This window comes from Pseudomonas sp. V98_8, assembly GCF_029967975.1.
In the GTDB taxonomy this organism is placed as follows: Bacteria; Pseudomonadota; Gammaproteobacteria; order Pseudomonadales; family Pseudomonadaceae; genus Aquipseudomonas; species Aquipseudomonas umsongensis.
In genome coordinates this window covers 1-18,988 of the sequence record NZ_JASCAE010000001.1, presented here as the reverse complement: position 1 = coordinate 18,988, position 18,988 = coordinate 1, and the positions used below count along the sequence as shown (strand labels likewise).

17 protein-coding genes are annotated in these 18,988 nt (G+C 60.7%); 10 read left to right on the top strand and 7 right to left on the bottom strand.

All coding sequences use genetic code 11. From position 1 onward, the window contains the following. Window positions 1-68 precede the first annotated feature (68 nt). The gene (locus QLG10_RS00085) at window positions 69-1,967 is read left to right on the top strand and encodes an FTR1 family protein (RefSeq protein ID WP_282485228.1); all 1,899 of its coding nucleotides are present in this window, start codon (window positions 69-71) and stop codon (window positions 1,965-1,967) included. A 103-nt stretch (window positions 1,968-2,070) separates the two neighbouring features. Then, a complete protein-coding gene (locus QLG10_RS00080; RefSeq protein WP_020797245.1) occupies window positions 2,071-2,526 on the top strand; it encodes a YaiI/YqxD family protein in 456 nt (151 codons plus the stop codon). A gap of 117 nt (window positions 2,527-2,643) precedes the next feature. Here QLG10_RS00080 and elbB read toward each other — a convergent pair whose 3' ends face one another. Beyond that, window positions 2,644-3,312, bottom strand: a complete 669-nt coding sequence (gene elbB / locus QLG10_RS00075) for an isoprenoid biosynthesis glyoxalase ElbB (RefSeq protein WP_110748047.1) — start codon at window positions 3,310-3,312, stop codon at window positions 2,644-2,646. A 115-nt stretch (window positions 3,313-3,427) separates the two neighbouring features. Between elbB and QLG10_RS00070 the strand changes: the two genes are divergently transcribed. Then, a complete protein-coding gene (locus QLG10_RS00070) occupies window positions 3,428-4,663 on the top strand; it encodes a sterol desaturase family protein (RefSeq protein ID WP_282485227.1) in 1,236 nt (411 codons plus the stop codon). On the opposite strand, the gene QLG10_RS00065 is transcribed toward QLG10_RS00070, so the two are convergent. Next, a complete protein-coding gene (locus QLG10_RS00065; protein WP_020797248.1) occupies window positions 4,644-5,276 on the bottom strand; it encodes a DedA family protein in 633 nt (210 codons plus the stop codon). The two genes, QLG10_RS00070 and QLG10_RS00065, sit on opposite strands and share 20 nt — an antisense overlap. Before the next feature lie 207 nt (window positions 5,277-5,483). Between QLG10_RS00065 and hemB the strand changes: the two genes are divergently transcribed. Both hemB and ppk1 read left to right on the top strand, forming a co-directional pair. Beyond that, window positions 5,484-6,497, top strand: a complete 1,014-nt coding sequence (hemB, locus tag QLG10_RS00060) for a porphobilinogen synthase (RefSeq protein ID WP_083349892.1) — start codon at window positions 5,484-5,486, stop codon at window positions 6,495-6,497. Between the two features lie 18 nt (window positions 6,498-6,515). Then, on the top strand, window positions 6,516-8,738 hold the full coding sequence (gene ppk1 / locus QLG10_RS00055; RefSeq protein WP_020797250.1) for a polyphosphate kinase 1: 2,223 nt from the start codon (window positions 6,516-6,518) through the stop codon (window positions 8,736-8,738). Between the two features lie 145 nt (window positions 8,739-8,883). Here the strand turns inward: ppk1 and ppx are convergent, their stop codons facing one another. The 5 genes from ppx to QLG10_RS00030 all read right to left on the bottom strand — a co-directional run bounded on the left by ppx (window position 8,884) and on the right by QLG10_RS00030 (window position 13,414). After that, on the bottom strand, window positions 8,884-10,386 hold the full coding sequence (gene ppx, locus QLG10_RS00050) for an exopolyphosphatase (RefSeq protein ID WP_110748039.1): 1,503 nt from the start codon (window positions 10,384-10,386) through the stop codon (window positions 8,884-8,886). Window positions 10,387-10,566: 180 nt separating this feature from the next. Next, window positions 10,567-11,304: an amino acid ABC transporter ATP-binding protein gene (locus QLG10_RS00045; protein WP_110748036.1), complete on the bottom strand. Its 738-nt coding sequence runs from the start codon at window positions 11,302-11,304 to the stop codon at window positions 10,567-10,569. After that, complete coding sequence (locus tag QLG10_RS00040) at window positions 11,291-11,941, bottom strand: amino acid ABC transporter permease (protein WP_110748033.1); 651 nt, start codon at window positions 11,939-11,941, stop codon at window positions 11,291-11,293. The genes QLG10_RS00045 and QLG10_RS00040 overlap by 14 nt, the downstream gene beginning before the upstream one ends. Beyond that, a complete protein-coding gene (locus QLG10_RS00035) occupies window positions 11,938-12,606 on the bottom strand; it encodes an amino acid ABC transporter permease (RefSeq protein ID WP_110748031.1) in 669 nt (222 codons plus the stop codon). Before QLG10_RS00035 ends, QLG10_RS00040 begins: the two co-directional genes overlap by 4 nt. A 22-nt stretch (window positions 12,607-12,628) precedes the next feature. After that, entirely contained in the window at window positions 12,629-13,414 is a 786-nt protein-coding gene (locus tag QLG10_RS00030; RefSeq protein ID WP_110748028.1) for a transporter substrate-binding domain-containing protein, read from the bottom strand. Between the two features lie 256 nt (window positions 13,415-13,670). Between QLG10_RS00030 and QLG10_RS00025 the strand changes: the two genes are divergently transcribed. From QLG10_RS00025 to QLG10_RS00005, 5 genes are all read left to right on the top strand, one after another. After that, a complete protein-coding gene (locus QLG10_RS00025) occupies window positions 13,671-14,378 on the top strand; it encodes a FadR/GntR family transcriptional regulator (protein WP_083350198.1) in 708 nt (235 codons plus the stop codon). A gap of 121 nt (window positions 14,379-14,499) precedes the next feature. Then, on the top strand, window positions 14,500-14,829 hold the full coding sequence (gene trxA, locus QLG10_RS00020) for a thioredoxin TrxA (protein ID WP_003206727.1): 330 nt from the start codon (window positions 14,500-14,502) through the stop codon (window positions 14,827-14,829). A 248-nt stretch (window positions 14,830-15,077) separates the two neighbouring features. Further along, complete coding sequence (rho, locus tag QLG10_RS00015) at window positions 15,078-16,337, top strand: transcription termination factor Rho (protein ID WP_003206716.1); 1,260 nt, start codon at window positions 15,078-15,080, stop codon at window positions 16,335-16,337. Between the two features lie 141 nt (window positions 16,338-16,478). Continuing rightward, the gene (gene ubiD / locus QLG10_RS00010) at window positions 16,479-17,945 is read left to right on the top strand and encodes a 4-hydroxy-3-polyprenylbenzoate decarboxylase (RefSeq protein WP_020797260.1); all 1,467 of its coding nucleotides are present in this window, start codon (window positions 16,479-16,481) and stop codon (window positions 17,943-17,945) included. Next, window positions 17,945-18,913, top strand: a complete 969-nt coding sequence (locus QLG10_RS00005) for a CDP-6-deoxy-delta-3,4-glucoseen reductase (RefSeq protein ID WP_020797261.1) — start codon at window positions 17,945-17,947, stop codon at window positions 18,911-18,913. The genes ubiD and QLG10_RS00005 overlap by 1 nt, the downstream gene beginning before the upstream one ends. Window positions 18,914-18,988 lie beyond the last annotated feature (75 nt).

Here is an 18,988-nt window from a genome sequence, read left to right as displayed (position 1 = left end):
CAAAGCTTGAGTGAAACTGATTGGGAGTGAACAATATGTTACTTCGTATTTCCAATTGAGATTCGTTCATGATTGCCCCGTCCCGATTCCTGGCCTGGCTGTTAGCGCCGGTGTTTGCCCTGTGCAGCTTTAATCTGCTGGCCGACACCGTGGAAGGTGCCCCGCAAGCGTTGCACTTGCTCGATTACCTCGGCGCGGACTATCCGCAAGCGGTGCAGGCAGGCAAGGTCCTCAACGAATCCGAATACCGCGAACAACTGGAATTTGTCCAGGTGTTGCAAGGTTTGATTGCCGGCATGCCGGCCAAACCGGAAAAAGCCGGGCTGGAGCAGGGCGTCAGCGCGCTGCGCGAGGCGATCAGCGCGCGTCGGGACGGTGCGGACGTTGCCCGCCAGGCTCGGCAACTCGGCGCAAAATTGGCCGTGGCCTATGAAGTCAGCCAGGCGCCGATCATTACCCCGGACCCGACTCGCGGCGCGCCACTGTACGCCCAGCATTGTTCGGTGTGCCACGGCGATACCGGCGCTGGCGATGGTCCGGCGGGTGTGGGGCTGACCCCTGCGCCGGCCAATTTGCGAGATAAGACGCGCCTGGATCACCTGAGCCTCTACGCGATCTACAACACACTGGGCCTGGGGGTCGAAGGCACCGATATGCCGGCTTTCGGCGATCAGCTCGATGATCGTCAGCGTTGGGACCTGGCAACCTATATCGCCAGCTTCAGCGCCGATCCGCAGGCCGCCAGCAGCGACAAGACCTACAACATTGCCGATCTGGCCCGTCAGACGCCGGCCGAAGTGCAGGCAGCCGACGGTCCGCAGGGCGCAGCGACGTTCCGCGCGCAACGGGCTCAGCCGCCGCAAGCCAAGCGTGGCCCGGCGCAGTTGCTCGACTACACCGCGACTACCCTGGACAAGAGCGTCGCGGCTTACCGCGCAGGCGATCACGATCAAGCCTACGACCTGTCGGTAGCGGCGTACCTGGAAGGCTTCGAGCTGGTCGAAAGCTCCTTGGACAACGTCGATGCCAACGTGCGCAAAGACACTGAAAAGTCGCTGATGGCTTACCGTCAGTCATTACAGGATGGCTTGCCGGTGGAGCAGGTGGAACAGCGCCTGGAGACGGCCAAGGCCAAGTTGAAAACGTCTGCCGGATTGTTGGGCAGCGATGGTTTGAGCTGGTCGCTGAGCTTTATTTCCGGCCTGCTGATTCTGTTGCGCGAAGGCCTGGAAGCCATCCTGGTGCTGGCAGCGATTCTCGCCTTCCTGCGTAATACCGGCCAACAGTCGGCGGTACGCAGTGTCAACGTCGGTTGGGGCCTGGCACTGTTGGCCGGTCTGGGTACCTGGGCGCTGGCGGCGTATGTGATTGATGTCAGCGGCTCGCAGCGTGAGTTGCTGGAAGGTGCAACGGCCCTGTTCGCCAGCGTCATGGTGTTGTGGCTCGGTGTGTGGATGCACGACCGTCGTCATGCCGCGGCCTGGCAGGATTACATCAAGAGCAGCCTGGTGGGCGGTGGTGGGCGTTTCGGTTTTGCGATCCTGGCGTTTTTCTCGGTGTATCGCGAACTGTTCGAAGTGATCCTGTTCTACGAAACCCTGTGGTTGCAGGCCGGACCGGCGGGCCATGACGCAGTATTGGCCGGTGGCGCGACGGCGTTGGTGTTGTTGGTCGGCTTGGCCTGGGTGATCCTGCGCGGCTCGGCGAAACTGCCGCTGGCGCTGTTCTTCAGCATCAACGCCGGTCTGCTCTGTGCCTTGTCGGTGGTGTTTGCCGGGCATGGCGTGAAGGCGCTGCAGGAAGCCGGGATCTTCGGCACGCGGCCGGTGCCGTTCTTTGAGTTCGATTGGTTGGGGATTCATGCGGATGCGTATTCGCTGACGGCCCAGGCTGTGGCCTTGGTGGCGATCATCGTGCTGTACAGCCGCAGTCGCCTGGCCGAGAAGCGGCGGGTGCAGGTTTCTTGACAGCATTCGCTTCGCTCACATTCGCGAGCAGGCTCGCTCCCACAGGATTGCGTATAACCTGTGGGAGCGAGCCTGCTCGCGAAGCTTTGAAGAGGAAAACCTGATGCGCGTATGGATCGATGCCGACGCCTGCCCCCGGGCGGCCAAGGATCTGGTGGTGAAGTTCGCCCTCAAGCGCCAGTTCGAAGTGGTACTGGTGGCCGGCCAGCCACAGATCAAGCCCGGCCTGGCGCTGGTGAAGTTGATCGTGGTGCCAAGTGGCCCTGATGCGGCCGACGACTACCTCGTGGAGCACGCGGTACCTGGTGAGCTGGTGATCTGCAGCGATGTGCCGCTGGCCGACCGCTTGGTGAAAAAAGGCGTTGCTGCGCTGGACCCGAGGGGCAAGGAGTTCGATGCGCAGAACATGGGCGATCGCCTGGCCGTGCGCAACCTGTTCACCGATTTGCGCGAACAGGGGCAAATGAGTGGCGGGCCGGCGCCGTTTGGCGAGCGGGAAAAGCAGGCGTTTGCCAATGCGCTGGACAGGATCCTTACAAGGCTGACCCGCCAAGCTTGAACCTTGTAAAGAACCCTGTGGGAGCGGGCTTGCTCGCGAATGCGGTGTATCAGTCACCATCATTGTTGAATGACACACCGCTTTCGCGAGCAAGCCCGCTCCCACATTTAATCGATGTCAGGCGTCGTTTTCGTGGGTCAGTTCGAGCACGCGGTCGACCAGCTTGTTGATACCCGAGGCCGCCTCACTGATGCTCCCCGCCAGCATGTACGCCGGAGTGCTCACCAGTTTGCGTGCCTTGTCTTCGACGATATCACTCACGGCACATTCCTTGTGGGTGGCGCCCATCTTGTTCAGGGCCGCTGCCGTTTCTGCGTCGTTGCCGATGGTGCACGTCACGCCAGGCCCATAGATTTTCGCCGCCAGGGCAGGTGAGATGCAGATCAGACCGACCGGTTTACCGGCCTCGGCAAAGGCTTCGGTCAATGCCAGGACATCCGGTTGCACCGTGCAGCCAGTACCTTCGATAGCAAAGTTGGAAAGGTTCTTGGCCGAGCCGAAGCCGCCGGGAATGATCAGTGCATCGAATTCTTCAGCGTCCGCTTCGCGGATGTCCTTGATCTCACCACGGGCAATGCGCGCCGCCTCCACCAGTACGTTGCGCGACTCGGGCATTTCCTCGCCGGTCAGGTGATTGATGACGTGCAGTTGCGCGATATTCGGGGCAAAACACTGCACCTGCGCGCCACGTTGGTCCAGGCGCAGCAGGGTCACCACACTTTCGTAAATCTCGGCGCCGTCGTATACGCCACAACCGGAAAGGATCACTGCAACTTTTTTGCTCATGGGCTTTTCTCCAGATTCATGGCGTTAAATGTCCACTAATTTGTCACTCGTTGCCATAGGGATAATTCGAGGCTACACATAGGATCTGTCCTCAAGATTCCGACCAGGGCGCGTCATGGACTTCATTCTGTATGCGGTGCCGTTTTTCTTTGTGCTGATCGCTGTCGAGCTGCTGGCCGACCGTTGGCGCGGGGTCAGCAACTATCGGCTGGCGGACGCGATCAACAGCATCAGCACCGGTGTGCTGTCGACCACCACCGGCCTGCTGACAAAAGGCGTAGGGCTGGTGACCTATGCGTTCGCCCTCAAGCACCTGGCACTGTTCGAGCTCTCGTCCGACAGCATCTGGGTCTGGGTGTTCGCCTTCGTCCTTTACGATTTCTGCTACTACTGGCTGCACCGCATGGGCCACGAGCGCAACATCCTCTGGGCCGCGCATTCGGTGCATCACCAGAGCGAGGACTACAACCTCTCCACCGCCTTGCGCCAGACCAGTACCGGATTTCTCCTGAGCTGGATCTTCTACCTGCCCATGGCCGTCATTGGTGTGCCGTTGCTGGTGTTCGTCAGCGTCGCGGCGTTGAACCTGCTGTACCAGTTCTGGGTGCATACCCGGCACATTCCCAAGCTCGGCTGGTTCGAGTGGTTTTTCGTCACGCCATCCAATCATCGGGCCCACCATGCACAGAACGCTCTCTACATGGATCGCAACTACGGCGGTGTGTTCATTATTTGGGACCGTCTATTCGGCTCGTTCCAGGAAGAAGACGACAACGAGCCGGTGATTTTCGGCGTCACCACGCCGCTGTCGAGCTGGAACCCGGTGTGGGCCAACGTGCAGTTCTACGCCCAGTTGTGGGCGGATGCGCGGCGTGCCGAAAACACCTGGGACAAGCTGCGGATCTGGTTCATGCGCACCGGCTGGCGGCCGGCGGATGTGGCGGCCAAGTACCCGATGAACAAGCCCGACCTGAGCCAGTTCCGCAAATTCGAGGTGCCATTGGACGGGCGTCAGCAGCTCTACGTGCTGTTACAGTTCTGCGTCTACATCGCGTTTGGCAGCTATTTGATGAACCTCGCGCCCAATCTGTCGACGACCGCGTTGGTGTTGGGCTGGGGAGCTGTGGCGCTGGGCCTGTTCGTGCTGGGCGTTGCCCTGGAGAATCGCCCGTGGGCGCTGAAGCTGGAGTTGCTGCGGCTGGCATCGAATGTGCCACTGGTATGGCTTGCGCCGCTGGTGGGGCTGTGGCCGGCCAGCGCGGTGGGCTGGGTCGGCCTGCTCAGTTACAGTCTGATCAGCGGTATCGGTCTCTACTGTTGCAGAAACCGTTTTACTCGATTGGCGTCTTAGGGTTGCCGGCATTGTGCTGTTGGGCTTTGAGGGCTTGCTCGTCGGCATAGATCTGCCTGGCCAGGCGAGCATTCTTGAACCGGCGGCGCAGCCACAGGCCCAACCCGAGGACGAGCAGGGCACCGAGCACCCACAGTTCGTATTTCTTGATACTGCCGAGCATCCCTTCCAGTACCGCGCCAAAGTGATAGGCTGCCGCCGCCAGTGCGGTGGCCCAGATCGCAGCGCCAATTCCGTTGAGCAGCAGATAACGGCCCGGTGGATAGCCAGACAGGCCGATTGCCACCGGCATCACGGTGCGCAGGCCATAGACGAAGCGAAAGCTCAAGACCCAGATATCCGGATGCTTGCGGATGTGCTCGAGCGCCCGATCACCCATCAACTGCCAGCGCGGCTTGCGTGCCAGAAGCTTGCGCCCGTGCTTGCGTCCCAGGAAGTACCACAGCTGATCGCCGGCATAACTGCCGAAGAACGCCACGACCACCACCAGGTTGATGTCCATGTATCCACGGAACGCGAGGAAGCCTGCGAGCACCAGGATGGTTTCGCCTTCGAAGAATGTGCCTAGAAACAGGGCAAAGTAGCCGAAGTCATGCAGAAATTGTTGGAGCATTGTCTGGGTGCTGGCGAAATGAACGCGCAGCCTAACCCTTCGTACACATTCAGGAAAGTGTCCAAATGTGTCTCGACGTGAACATTTCCTACAAGGACAATGGAATGCGGCTACCTGTCACAGGTTGCACACAACTGTCATGTGATCGTCATAATGGCCGCTTATAACTGTCACGCTCGCCCGTCTGCGCGGGCTCAGGAGTCTGCCGTGAGCTTTACCCCCGCCAACCGCTTGTTCCCCGCAACCCGCCTGCGCCGCAACCGTCGCGATGATTTTTCGCGTCGACTGGTCCGTGAAAACGTGTTGACCGTCGATGATTTGATCCTGCCGGTTTTCGTACTGGACGGTGAAAACCGTCGCGAAGCGGTGGCCTCGATGCCGGGCGTCGAACGCCTGACCATCGATCTGTTGCTGGAAGAAGCGGCCAAGTGGGTCGAGCTGGGCATTCCGGCGCTGGCGCTGTTCCCGGTGACACCTCCAGAGCTCAAGTCGCTGGATGGCGCCGAAGCCTGGAACCCCGAAGGCATTGCCCAGCGCGCCACCCGCGCCCTGCGTGCACAGTTCCCTGAGCTGGGCGTGATTACCGACGTCGCGCTGGACCCGTTCACCACCCACGGCCAGGACGGTATTCTCGACGAAGAAGGCTATGTGCAGAACGACATCACCGTCGATGCACTGGTCAGGCAAGCCCTGTCCCATGCCGAAGCTGGCGCCCAAGTGGTTGCGCCTTCGGACATGATGGACGGTCGCATCCAGGCTATCCGCGAGGCCCTCGAAGTGGCCGGTCACGTCAACGTACGGATCATGGCCTATTCGGCGAAGTACGCCAGCGCCTATTACGGCCCGTTTCGCGATGCGGTCGGTTCGGCACTGAACCTGGGCAAGGCCAACAAGGCCTCCTATCAGATGGACCCGGCCAACAGCAACGAAGCCCTGCACGAAGTGGCGGCTGACTTGTCAGAAGGCGCAGACATGGTCATGGTCAAGCCAGGCATGCCCTATCTGGACATCCTCTGCCGGGTCAAAGAAGAATTCAAAGTGCCGACTTTTGTTTATCAAGTCAGTGGCGAATACGCCATGCACATGGCGGCGATCCAGAATGGCTGGTTGAGCGAAGGGGTTATCCTCGAATCCCTGACCGCTTTTAAACGCGCAGGCGCCGATGGCATCCTGACATATTTTGCCGTTCGTGCTGCTCAACTGTTACGAGAGCAACAATAGCCCTCCCAGGAACATTCGATGAATACCGAAGTACTCACTGAAGTTGCCGTAAAAGACGCCCAACCTGTGGTGGAGCAAGTCGACGAGACCCCGCCGGAGCTGGAGCCAGCTCCGCCCGCGGCGGTCGTCGAGACCGCTGTGGCAGCGCCAGCGATTGCCATTCCCGGCCTGGATGACAGCAGCCTGTATATCCACCGCGAGCTGTCGCAGCTGCAGTTCAACATCCGCGTGCTGGAACAGGCACTGGACGAGTCCTACCCGTTGCTGGAGCGCCTGAAATTTCTGCTGATCTTCTCCAGCAACCTGGACGAGTTCTTCGAGATTCGTGTCGCCGGCCTCAAGAAGCAGATCACCTTCGCCCGGGAGCAAGCGGGTGCCGACGGCTTGCAACCGCACCAGGCCCTGGCCCGTATCAGTGAACTGGTCCACGGTCACGTCGATCGTCAGTACGCGATCCTCAACGACATCCTGCTGCCGGAGCTGGAAAAACATCAGGTCCGCTTCATTCGTCGCCGTCACTGGACGACCAAGCTCAAGACCTGGGTGCGCCGCTATTTCCGTGACGAGATCGCCCCGATCATCACCCCGATCGGCCTCGACCCGACGCACCCGTTCCCTTTGTTGGTGAACAAAAGCCTTAACTTCATCGTCGAGCTCGAGGGTATCGACGCCTTTGGTCGCGACTCCGGCCTGGCGATCATCCCGGCACCGCGCCTGCTGCCGCGGGTTATCAAGGTGCCGGAAGAAGTCGGCGGCCCTGGCGACAACTACGTATTCCTGTCGTCGATGATCCACGCTCACGCCGATGACCTGTTCCAGGGCATGAAGGTCAAGGGCTGCTATCAGTTCCGCCTGACCCGAAACGCCGACCTGGCGCTGGACTCGGAAGATGTCGAAGACCTGGCACGTGCCCTGCGAGGCGAGCTGTTCTCCCGTCGTTATGGCGACGCGGTGCGATTGGAAGTCGCCGATACCTGCCCGAAACACCTGTCCGACTACCTGCTCAAGCAATTCAACCTCAGCGAGAGCGAGCTGTATCAGGTCAACGGCCCGGTGAACCTGACGCGTCTGTTCAGCATTACCGGCCTGGACAGCCAGCGCGAGCTGCAATACACGCCGTTCACCCCGCAGATTCCGAAACTGCTGCAGAACAGCGAAAACATTTTCAGCGTGATCAGCAAGCAGGACATCCTGTTGCTGCACCCGTTCGAGTCGTTCACTCCGGTGGTCGACCTGCTGCGCCAGGCCGCCAAGGACCCGCACGTGTTGGCGGTGCGTCAGACCCTGTATCGCTCCGGCGCGAACTCGGAAATCGTCGATGCATTGGTGGATGCGGCGCGTAACGGCAAGGAGGTCACCGCGGTGATCGAATTGCGCGCGCGGTTCGACGAAGAGTCCAACCTGCAACTGGCCAGCCGTCTGCAAGCGGCCGGTGCGGTGGTGATCTACGGTGTGGTCGGCTTCAAGACCCACGCCAAGATGATGCTGATCCTGCGCCGCGAAGCGGGTGAGATCGTGCGTTACGCCCACCTCGGCACGGGTAACTATCACGCCGGCAACGCTCGCCTGTATACCGACTACAGCCTGCTGACCTCCGACGACGCCCTGTGCGAAGACGTCGGAAAGCTGTTCAGCCAGTTGATCGGCATGGGCAAGACGCTGCGCATGAAGAAGCTGCTGCATGCGCCGTTTACCCTGAAAAAGGGCATGCTCGACATGATTGCCCGCGAAACCCAGTTCGCCCTCGAGGGCAAGCCGGCGCACATCATCGCCAAGTTCAACTCGCTGACCGATCCGAAGATCATCCGCGCGTTGTACAAGGCCAGCCAGTCGGGCGTGCGCATCGACCTGGTGGTGCGTGGCATGTGCTGCCTGCGGCCGGGCATCGCCGGGGTGTCGCACAATATCCATGTGCGCTCGATCATCGGTCGCTTCCTGGAGCACACCCGGGTCTTCTACTTCCTCAATGGAGGCGAAGAGCAGATGTTCCTCTCCAGCGCTGACTGGATGGAGCGCAACCTCGACAAGCGCGTCGAGACTTGCTTCCCGGTAGAGGGCAAGAAGCTGATCATGCGGGTCAAGAAAGAGCTCGAGCTGTACCTCACCGACAACACCCACAGCTGGAGCCTGCAGTCGGACGGCCGTTACATCCGCAATACACCGACCGGCAACCAGAACCCGCGTAGTGCCCAGGCTACCTTGCTGGAGCGGTTGGGTAGTCCGATCCTGGCGGTTCGGTAACACCGGCACGAGGAAAAAAAATGGCGATCCCTGTGGATCGCCATTTTTGTTTCCGCCCTGTAGGAGCTGCCGCAGGCTGCGATCTTTTGATCTTGTTTTGAAGGGCAAAATCAAAAGATCGCAGCCTGCGGCAGCTCCTACAGGTTCAGCGCACGGTCAGTACGGTGTCTACGCGGGTGAGCCATTGCGCTTCAATCTCGAAGTCGGCCTGGGTCAGTTGGTTGTCCTCCAGCCAGTGCTCCGGGAAAACGACTTCCAGGTGGTTGCCATTGGCGTTCAGTTCCACCTGAGGCATTTGCTGGGTGCCGCGGATGTGATGGAACAGGATCGCGAAGCGTAGCAATACGCAAAGACGAATCAGCTTGGTGCCGTCATCGCCGAATTCGGCGAACTTGTCCTTGGGAATGTTGCGGCGGTGGCCGCGCACCAGCAGTGCAAGCATCAATTGGTCTTCGCGGGAGAAACCGGCCAGGTCCGAGTGCTCGATCAGGTAGGCGCCATGCTTGTGGTACTGGTAGTGGGCAATGTCCAGGCCCACTTCATGCACCTTGGCCGCCCAGCCGAGCAGTTCGCGCCAGACGCCGTCTTCCAGGTCCCAGTCCTTGGCCACCTGGTCGAAGGCATGCAGGGCCTTGCGCTCGACACGCGCCGCCTGTTCCAGATCGACGTGATAACGCTCCATCAGCGACGTCAGGGTGCGCTCACGCACGTCTTCGTGATGATGACGACCCAGCAGGTCATAGAGAACGCCTTCGCGCAGCGCGCCTTCACAGTGGTCCATGCGTTGCAGTTCAAGTGAATCAAAGATGGCTTCGAGGATCGCCAGGCCGGCCGGGAAAATCGCCCGACGGTCCGGCTTGATGCCTTCGAAGTCGATTTTCTCGACATCGCCAAGCTTGATCAGCTTGCGCTTGAGCCAGGCCAGGCCTTCGGCATTCACTTCGCCGCTGCCGTGGCCGCCGGCCTTCAGCGCCAGGCCGATGGCGCGAATGGTGCCCGAGGAGCCGATGGCTTCATCCCAGGTCAGGCGATGCAGGGCGTGTTCGATGCTCATGATCTCCAGCCGTGCCGCGGTATACGCCTGGGCGTAGCGGGCCGGGGTGATCTTGCCGTCCTTGAAATAACGCTGGGTGTAGCTGACGCACCCCATCTGCAGGCTTTCGCGCAACAAGGGCTCGAATCTCTGCCCGATGATGAACTCGGTGCTGCCGCCGCCGATGTCGGCCACCAGGCGTTTGCCCGGGGTGTCGGCGAGGGTGTGGGACACGCCCAGATAGATCAGGCGCGCTTCTTCACGGCCGGAGATGACTTCCACCGGGTGGCCGAGGATTTCTTCGGCGCGGTGGATGAATTCGTTGCGGTTACGGGCTTCACGCAGGGCGTTGGTGCCGACGATCCGCACGGCGCCCGGGGGCATACCGTTGATCAGTTGGGCGAAACGCTTGAGGCAATCGAGCCCGCGTTGCATGGATTCTTCGCTGAGGTGGCGTTCGTCGTCGATACCGGCGGCCAACTGAACCTTCTCCCCGAGACGTTCGAGAATGCGGATTTCGCCGTTCTGGGCCTTGGCCACGACCATGTGAAAGCTGTTGGAGCCCAGGTCGATTGCGGCGATCAGAGACAGATTCTTGGCTTGGGATTGCGGCATGGTCAGGGGTCTCGGTCGATAACCTCGACATCCTGCCACGATCAAAGGCTGCCGCCAACGCGTTGTGTTCAAAGCCGATCGTTCCCACGCTCTGCGTGGGAATGCAGCCCGGGACGCTCTGCGTCCCAAAGCGGACGCGGAGCGTCCGTTGAGGCATTCCCACGCGGAGCATGGGAACGATCAGGTTGTCGCCTCGACCGTGCCAATGAAATTCGCCAGCTCTGCCGTCTGCGGATTGGCAAACAACACCTTCGGATCGCCCACCTCATGCACCAGGCCCTGATGCATGAACACCAACTTATCCCCAACCTCCCGGGCAAAACGCATCTCATGGGTGACCATGATCAGCGTCATGCCTTCCTTGGCCAGTTGCCGAACCACGCTCAGCACTTCGTTGACCAGCTCCGGGTCGAGCGCCGAGGTGATTTCGTCGCACAGCAGCACCTTGGGCGACATCGCCAGCGCACGGGCAATCGCCACCCGCTGTTGCTGCCCGCCGGACAGGCGATCGGGGAAGGCATCGAACTTCTCCCCAAGCCCGACCCGTTCCAGCATCTGTCGCGCCAGTTCGGCAGCCTGGGTCTTCGGCACTTTCTGCACCACCTGCGGCGCGAGCATCACGTTCTCGCCCACCGTCAGGTGCGGGAACAGGTTGAACTGCTGGAACACCATCCCGACTTTCTGCCTCAGGCTGCGCAGGTCGGCGCGGGCGGCGTCGAGGTATTCGCCGTCGACTTCGATGACGCCATCGTTGATCGATTCCAGGCCGTTGAGGGTGCGCAGCAAGGTCGACTTGCCCGAGCCGCTGCGGCCGATGATCGCCACCACCTGGCCTTGCTCGACACTCAGGTCGATGCCTTTGAGCACATGGTGGTCGCCATAGTATTTATGCAGGGCGGAAATTCTAAGCAGAGGCATGCAGTCTCCTTTCCAGGTAGCGCGCACTGAGGGACAAGGGGTAGCAGAGCAGGAAGTAGCCGAGGGCAACCAGGCCGTAGACCATGAAAGGCTCGAAGGTGGCGTTGGCCAACATGCCGCCGGTCTTGGTCAGTTCGGTGAAACCGATGATCGAGGTCACGGCGGTGCCCTTGACCACTTGCACGGAGAAGCCCACGGTCGGCGCCACGGCGATGCGCAACGCTTGTGGCAGGATCACGTAGCGCAATTGCTCCAGGGGATTGAGCGCCAGGCTCGACGAGGCTTCCCACTGGCCGTTGGGGATCGACTCGACGCAACCCCGCCAGATTTCCGCCAGGTAGGCGCTGGTGAACAGCGTCAAGGCGATTGCCGCCGCGGCCCACGGCGAAATCTCCACCCCGGCCAGGGCCACGCCGAAGAACACCAGAAACAGCTGCATCAACAGCGGCGTGCCCTGGAACAACTCGATGTAAGTGCGGGCAAAACTGCGCGGCAAGGGTTTGTTCGAGAGGCGCATCAGCATGATGAGCAAGCCGATCAGCCCGCCGCCCACGAACGCTACCAGCGACAACGCCAGTGTCCATTGCAGGCCCGTGAGCAGGTTGCGCAGGATGTCCCAGAAGGTGAAATCGCTCATCGGCTGCTCCTGGCGATGAATCGGTGGCCGATCCAGTTCAGCAACTGGCGGATCAACAGGGCCATGCACAGATAGAGCAGCGTGGTCAGTGCATAGGTTTCAAAGGCGCGGAAGTTGCGCGACTGGATGAAGTTGGCAGCGAAGCTCAGCTCTTCGGTGGCGATCTGCGAACAGACCGCCGAACCGAGCATGACGATGATGATCTGGCTGCTCAGGGCCGGCCAGACCTTGCCCAGCGCTGGCAGCAGCACCACATGGCGGAAGGCTTCGAAGCGCGTCATCGCCAGGGCCGCCGCGGCCTCCAGCTGACCTCGCGGAACCGCCTGGACGCCAGCACGGATGATCTCGGTGGAATAGGCTCCCAGATTGATCACCATCGCCAGCACCGCTGCCTGCCATTCGGAAATCTGCACACCCAGGGAGGGCAGGCCGAAGAAGATGAAAAACAACTGCACCAGAAACGGCGTATTGCGGATCAACTCGACATAGACCGCAAAAAAACCGGCGAAGGGTCGGATGTTCCACGCCCGCACCAGCGCCCCGACGATGCCAAGGCCCACCCCCAGCACCGCGCCGATCGCCGTCAGCTCAAGGGTGAACAGCGCACCGCGCAGCAACAGGTCGGTGTTGTGCACCACCGGCAAGAAATCGAACTGATAAGCCATCGCGTGTCTCCTGCGTGCCGGATCAGAGGTCGGCCGGCAGCGGTTCTTTCAACCAGGCCAGGGCGTTTTTCTCCAATGCACCGTCGCTTTTGGCGGAGACGAGGATCTGGTTGACCTTGTCCAGCAGCGCCGGCTCGTTCTTGTTCACGCCCACGTAGACGGGCGAGTCCTTGAGCTTCACTTTCAGCGCCGGCACACGTTTGGGACTCTTCTCGCTGATCGCGACCATCACCACGTTGCCGCTGGCGATCAGGTCCACTTGCCCCGCCAGATACGCGGCGATGGTCGAGTTGTTGTCTTCGAAGCGCTTGATGGTCACGCCTTCGGGGGCGACCTTGGTCAGCTCGATGTCTTCGATGGCGCCACGGGTGACGCTGACGGTTTTGCCCTTGAGGTCGTCCAGGCTCTTGATGTCGGCATCTGGAGGACCGAACACGGCGAGGTAGAAGGGCGCATAGGCGCGGGAGAAATCGATGACTTTTTCGCGTTCCGGGTTTTTGCCGAGGCTGGAGATCACCAGGTCGACCTTGCCGGTGGTCAGGAACGGAATGCGGTTGGTGCTGTTGACCGGGGTCAGTTCGAGCTTGACCTTGAGCTGGTCGGCCAGCAGTTTGGCGGTATCGATGTCCAGGCCGCGCGGTTTCATGTCCGGGCCGACCGAGCCGAAGGGCGGGAAGTCCTGCGGTACGGCGACCTTGAGAACGCCGCGCTGCACGACATCCTCCAGGGCGTCGGCGTGGGCGGGCGCCTGGCTCAGCACGAGGCTGGCGAACAAGGCTGCGAGGAGGGCGCTGTAACGCTGGGTCATGGCAAGTCTCCGGATCTTTGCGAAGGGATTTCTGCGGATCGACAGAGCATGGGCCATGCCAACATCGCGTTGGTGGGCCGCCAGGCCGCGGATTTGCTGGCGTCGCACGGTCTTACTGGTCTGAACAGTCAGGTGGCGTTTCGCACCCCGATGGCGCAACCGCGAAAGTGACCGAACCCCCATGGGGCACGACTTGCCGGACGCTTCGAATAGCTTTACAACTGAGCGCACATTGGCCTGGTTCGACTGGAAAACCATGAATTCGATCTCTCGCGCCGTACCTGAACTGGCGCTGCAAGCCATCCGCAAACTGATCACCGAACAGGGTTTCGGGCCCGGGGATGCCTTGCCCTCGCAGCGGGACCTGGCGGTGCAATTGGGGGTCAGTCGGGCGTCGTTGCGTGAGGCGCTGTCATCGCTCAGCGCACTGGGTGTCATCAGTATCCAGCCGGGCAAAGGCGTGTTCGTGCAGTCGCCGGTGGAGCTTGAGCGAAGCGAGGCCGCACCCGGTTGGCCCTTCGCGGCCCAGGCTTCGCCCCTGGATATCTTCCAGTTGCGTTACGCGCTGGAGGGATTCGCTGCGGGGCTGGCGGCCGTGACCTTGAGTACCGATGAGCTCGATGCGCTGGAAGATAACGTCGCCGCCATGCGCAACGACCTCAAGTGCGGCGACTTCGAAGCGGCAGCCCGCCTGGACTTCGAATTCCATCGGCGCATTTTGCTGGCCAGCGGCAACCAGGCGATGCTGAGCATCCTGACGGCCAGTGCCGAGATTTTCCTGGAGAGTCAGAAGCTACCGTTCATCCGGGCCGAGCGGGCCATGGAAACCTGGCATGAGCACCGCAAAATCCTTCGCGCGCTGGCGCGCCGGGCCTCGGGAGCCGCGCAAAAGGCCATGCACGAACACGTGCGCAATGCGGCGCTGCGTACCGGGATCGCTTTCGTCGCTCCCGCATTGGCGTGACCTGGGCTATACCCAAACTCATGGAACACCATAGCGAGACTCAATCATCTGCACCTTCCTGAACGAAGGAAGGGCGGCTATGATGGGCCACGTTTTTTTGCTTACAACCCTGGAGAATTCCATGAGCAGCGATCTTATCAAACACGTTAGCGACGCTAGCTTCGAGGCCGACGTACTCAAGGCTGAAGGCGCTGTACTGGTCGACTACTGGGCTGAATGGTGCGGCCCTTGCAAAATGATCGCTCCTGTCCTGGACGAAATTGCAGAGACTTACAAAGGCAAGCTGACCGTTGCCAAGCTGAACATCGACGAAAACCAGGAAACCCCCGCCAAACACGGCGTGCGTGGTATTCCGACGCTGATGCTGTTCAAGAACGGCAACGTTGAAGCGACCAAGGTCGGCGCACTGTCGAAGTCGCAGCTGGCGGCTTTCCTCGACGCCAACATCTAAGCGTCGTAGTAGCGTGTCAGATAAAGGCCCCGCAGTTAGCGGGGCTTTTTTCGTTGTAGAGGGCTAGACGCTCCGAAACTCAGGTGTTACATTCGGCCCCGCGCTGGTTTCTCCAGTGCCCCCTGCTAGCCGTCGCCGACGCTCTCCTTTTCGAATAAGTACGCGATCCTGTCGCCTTCTCCGCGGCGCGGCCTCATTAAGCCAAAAGCTTAATTTCCCCCCTCCATAAATGATTACGTCATTCCTATATGAATCTGACTGAACTCAAGCAAAAGCCGATTACCGAACTGCTCGAATTGGCCGAACAGATGGGCATAGAAAATATGGCCCGTTCGCGCAAGCAGGACGTGATTTTCTCCCTGCTGAAAAAGCACGCGAAAAGCGGCGAGGAAATCTCCGGTGATGGCGTGCTGGAGATTCTCCAGGACGGCTTCGGCTTCCTTCGCTCCGCTGACGCCTCCTATCTCGCCGGCCCAGACGATATCTACGTCTCGCCGAGCCAGATCCGTCGCTTCAACTTGCGTACCGGTGACACCATCGTTGGCAAGATCCGCCCTCCTAAGGAAGGCGAGCGTTATTTCGCACTGCTCAAGGTCGACACGATCAACTTCGACCGTCCGGAAAACGCGAAAAACAAGATTCTCTTCGAGAACCTGACCCCGCTGTTCCCGACCGTGCGCATGAAGATGGAAGCCGGTAACGGTTCCACCGAAGACTTGACGGGTCGAGTCATCGACCTGTGCGCCCCGATCGGTAAAGGCCAGCGCGGTCTGATCGTTGCACCGCCCAAGGCCGGTAAGACGATCATGCTGCAGAACATCGCGGCGAACATCGCGCGTAACAATCCTGAAGTTCACCTGATCGTCTTGCTGATCGACGAACGTCCGGAAGAAGTAACCGAAATGCAGCGTACCGTGCGCGGCGAAGTGGTTGCCTCGACGTTCGACGAGCCGCCAACCCGCCACGTGCAGGTTGCCGAAATGGTGATCGAGAAGGCCAAGCGCCTGGTCGAACACAAGAAAGACGTGGTGATCCTGCTCGACTCCATCACCCGTCTGGCCCGTGCCTACAACACCGTGATCCCGAGCTCCGGCAAGGTATTGACCGGTGGTGTCGATGCCCACGCCCTGGAGAAGCCGAAGCGTTTCTTCGGCGCTGCACGGAACATCGAAGAAGGCGGCTCGCTGACCATTATCGCCACCGCGCTGGTTGAAACCGGCTCGAAGATGGACGAAGTGATCTACGAGGAATTCAAAGGCACCGGCAACATGGAACTGCCTCTGGATCGCCGTATCGCTGAAAAGCGTGTGTTCCCGGCCATCAACATCAACCGTTCCGGTACTCGTCGCGAAGAGTTGCTGACTGCCGACGACGAGCTGCAGCGCATGTGGATTCTGCGCAAGCTGCTGCACCCGATGGACGAAGTGGCTGCCATCGAGTTCCTGGTCGACAAGCTGAAAACGACCAAGACCAACGATGAGTTCTTCCTGTCGATGAAGCGCAAGTAAGTCGATAGACCAGCAAAAGCCGGGGAAACCCGGCTTTTTGCTATCTGATTTTTGATCAACCCGTAGTTCGTGGTTCTGAAGCATGAGGTTCGGCGCTAAACTGCCTGCCCCCGAACGCCACGGCCAACACGAGGCTCACGCATGCAGTATCGCGACTTGCGCGACTTTATCAGCGGCCTGGAACAGCGCGGCGAACTCAAGCGCATCCAGGTTCCGGTGTCCCCAGTGCTCGAAATGACCGAGGTCTGCGACCGCACCTTGCGCGCCAAGGGCCCGGCCCTGCTTTTCGAAAAACCCACCGGTTTTGACATTCCCGTGCTCGGCAACCTGTTCGGCACCCCCGAGCGCGTGGCGTTGGGCATGGGCGCCGAAGCGGTCAGCGAGCTTCGCGAAATCGGCAAGTTGCTGGCGTTCCTCAAGGAACCCGAGCCGCCCAAGGGCTTGAAAGACGCCTGGTCCAAGCTGCCGATCTTCCGCAAGATCATCTCGATGGCACCCAAGGTGGTCAAGGATGCGATCTGCCAGGAAGTGGTCATCGAAGGCGACGACGTCGACCTGTCGACGTTGCCGGTGCAGACCTGCTGGCCAGGCGACGTCGCGCCGCTGATCACCTGGGGCCTGACGGTCACCAAAGGTCCGAACAAGGACCGGCAGAACCTCGGCATCTACCGTCAGCAAGTGATCGGCCGCAACAAGGTCATCATGCGCTGGCTGAGTCACCGTGGCGGCGCGCTGGATTACCGTGAATGGTGCGAAAAACATCCCGGCCAGCCGTTCCCGGTCGCCGTGGCGCTGGGTGCTGACCCGGCGACCATTCTGGGCGCCGTGACCCCGGTGCCGGACAGCCTTTCCGAGTACGCCTTCGCCGGCCTGTTGCGCGGTAACCGTACCGAGCTGGTGAAATGCCGTGGCAACGACCTGCAAGTGCCGGCTACCGCCGAGATCATCCTTGAAGGCGTGATCCATCCGGGCGAGATGGCCGATGAGGGGCCTTACGGCGACCACACCGGTTACTACAATGAAGTCGACAGCTTCCCGGTGTTCACGGTCGAGCGCATCACCCACCGGATCAAGCCGATCTACCACAGCACCTACACCGGGCGTCCACCGGATGAGCCGGCGATCCTGGGTGTGGCGCTGAACGAAGTGTTCGTGCCGATCCTGCAGAAGCAGTTCCCGGAGATCACCGACTTCTACCTGCCGCCCGAAGGCTGTTCGTACCGCATGGCCGTCGTGACCATGAAGAAGTCGTACCCGGGGCATGCCAAGCGGGTAATGCTCGGTGTCTGGTCGTTTTTGCGACAGTTCATGTACACCAAGTTCGTTATCGTCACTGACGACGATATCAACGCCCGCGACTGGAACGACGTGATCTGGGCCATTACTACGCGCATGGACCCCAAGCGCGACACGGTGATGATCGAGAACACGCCCATCGACTACCTGGACTTCGCCTCGCCGGTGTCCGGCCTGGGCTCGAAGATGGGGCTCGATGCCACGCATAAATGGCCGGGTGAAACCACGCGCGAGTGGGGCCGTGTAATCGTCAAGGACGACGCCGTGACCCAGCGGATCGATGCCATCTGGAATCAGTTAGGAATAGATTGATGCGTGTAACCTTGCAGCCCTCCGGAGCAGTACTGGATATCTTGCCCGGCGAGCGGATTCTCGATGGCGCACGTCGCCTGGGCTATGAATGCCCGCAAAGCTGTCGCAACGGTAACTGCCATGTGTGCGCGGCACTGCTGGTGGAAGGGCGCGTGGAGCAGGCAGGCGATGTGCGTGACCATGGCGAGTTCTACACTTGCATAGCAGAGCCGCTGGAAGACTGCATCGTGCTGTGGGATGGCGTGCTCGCGCTGGGAGAATTGCCGGTGCGCAGTCTGTCGTGTCAGGTCACCAGTTGCACCGAGGTCGGTGGCGATACCTGGCGGGTGCGGCTGCGGGCCCCCGCCGGCAAGCCGCCGCGATATCACGCGGGCCAGTATCTGATGATCCATCGCGACAACGGCGAGAAGTCGTCCTTCTCCCTGGCCTCGGCACCCTCCGGTGGCCGTGACCTGGAAATCCACGTGCTGGCGCGCGAAGCCAGCGCGCTTAACCTGATCGAGCAGCTTCAGCGCAACAGCATGGTGCGCGTCGACATGCCGTTCGGTGATGCCCACTTGGCCGAGTTGCCGGACGGCCCGTTGGTGTTGATCGCCGCGGGCACCGGCATGGGCCAGGTCCATGGCCTGATCGAGCATTGCCGCGCCGAGGGCTTCAAGCATCCGGTGCATCTGTATTGGGGGGTGCGTCGTCCTGAAGACTTTTATGAAGTCGAACATTGGGATGAATGGCTGAAGCTGCCCAACCTGTTCCTGCATAAAGTCGTCAGCGATCAATGCGGCTGGCAGGGACGCTGCGGCATGTTGCATGAAGCGGTCTGCGAAGACTTTCCTGATCTCAAAGCCCTGCACGTGTACGCCAGTGGTTCACCGGCCATGGTCTACGGCACGTTGGATGCTTTGGTCGAGGCGGGGATGGACGCCCACCAGATGCGCGCCGACGTATTCGCGTACGCTCCGCGATCTTGATCCGCGATCTTGATCCAGCCCTTGTAGGAGCTGCCGCAGGCTGCGATCTTTTGACCTTGCCTTGAAGATCAAAAG

Coding starts and splice junctions, on each gene's coding strand:
- QLG10_RS00035 (WP_110748031.1), bottom strand. CDS start 12,606: ATGGCTTATCAGTTCGATTTCTTGCCGGTGGTGCACAACACCGACCTG.
- rho (WP_003206716.1), top strand. CDS start 15,078: ATGAATCTGACTGAACTCAAGCAAAAGCCGATTACCGAACTGCTCGAA.
- QLG10_RS00025 (WP_083350198.1), top strand. CDS start 13,671: ATGAATTCGATCTCTCGCGCCGTACCTGAACTGGCGCTGCAAGCCATC.
- ppx (WP_110748039.1), bottom strand. CDS start 10,386: ATGCCGCAATCCCAAGCCAAGAATCTGTCTCTGATCGCCGCAATCGAC.
- QLG10_RS00065 (WP_020797248.1), bottom strand. CDS start 5,276: ATGCTCCAACAATTTCTGCATGACTTCGGCTACTTTGCCCTGTTTCTA.
- QLG10_RS00005 (WP_020797261.1), top strand. CDS start 17,945: ATGCGTGTAACCTTGCAGCCCTCCGGAGCAGTACTGGATATCTTGCCC.
- ubiD (WP_020797260.1), top strand. CDS start 16,479: ATGCAGTATCGCGACTTGCGCGACTTTATCAGCGGCCTGGAACAGCGC.
- QLG10_RS00030 (WP_110748028.1), bottom strand. CDS start 13,414: ATGACCCAGCGTTACAGCGCCCTCCTCGCAGCCTTGTTCGCCAGCCTC.
- QLG10_RS00040 (WP_110748033.1), bottom strand. CDS start 11,941: ATGAGCGATTTCACCTTCTGGGACATCCTGCGCAACCTGCTCACGGGC.
- trxA (WP_003206727.1), top strand. CDS start 14,500: ATGAGCAGCGATCTTATCAAACACGTTAGCGACGCTAGCTTCGAGGCC.
- QLG10_RS00080 (WP_020797245.1), top strand. CDS start 2,071: ATGCGCGTATGGATCGATGCCGACGCCTGCCCCCGGGCGGCCAAGGAT.
- QLG10_RS00085 (WP_282485228.1), top strand. CDS start 69: ATGATTGCCCCGTCCCGATTCCTGGCCTGGCTGTTAGCGCCGGTGTTT.
- elbB (WP_110748047.1), bottom strand. CDS start 3,312: ATGAGCAAAAAAGTTGCAGTGATCCTTTCCGGTTGTGGCGTATACGAC.
- QLG10_RS00070 (WP_282485227.1), top strand. CDS start 3,428: ATGGACTTCATTCTGTATGCGGTGCCGTTTTTCTTTGTGCTGATCGCT.
- QLG10_RS00045 (WP_110748036.1), bottom strand. CDS start 11,304: ATGCCTCTGCTTAGAATTTCCGCCCTGCATAAATACTATGGCGACCAC.
- ppk1 (WP_020797250.1), top strand. CDS start 6,516: ATGAATACCGAAGTACTCACTGAAGTTGCCGTAAAAGACGCCCAACCT.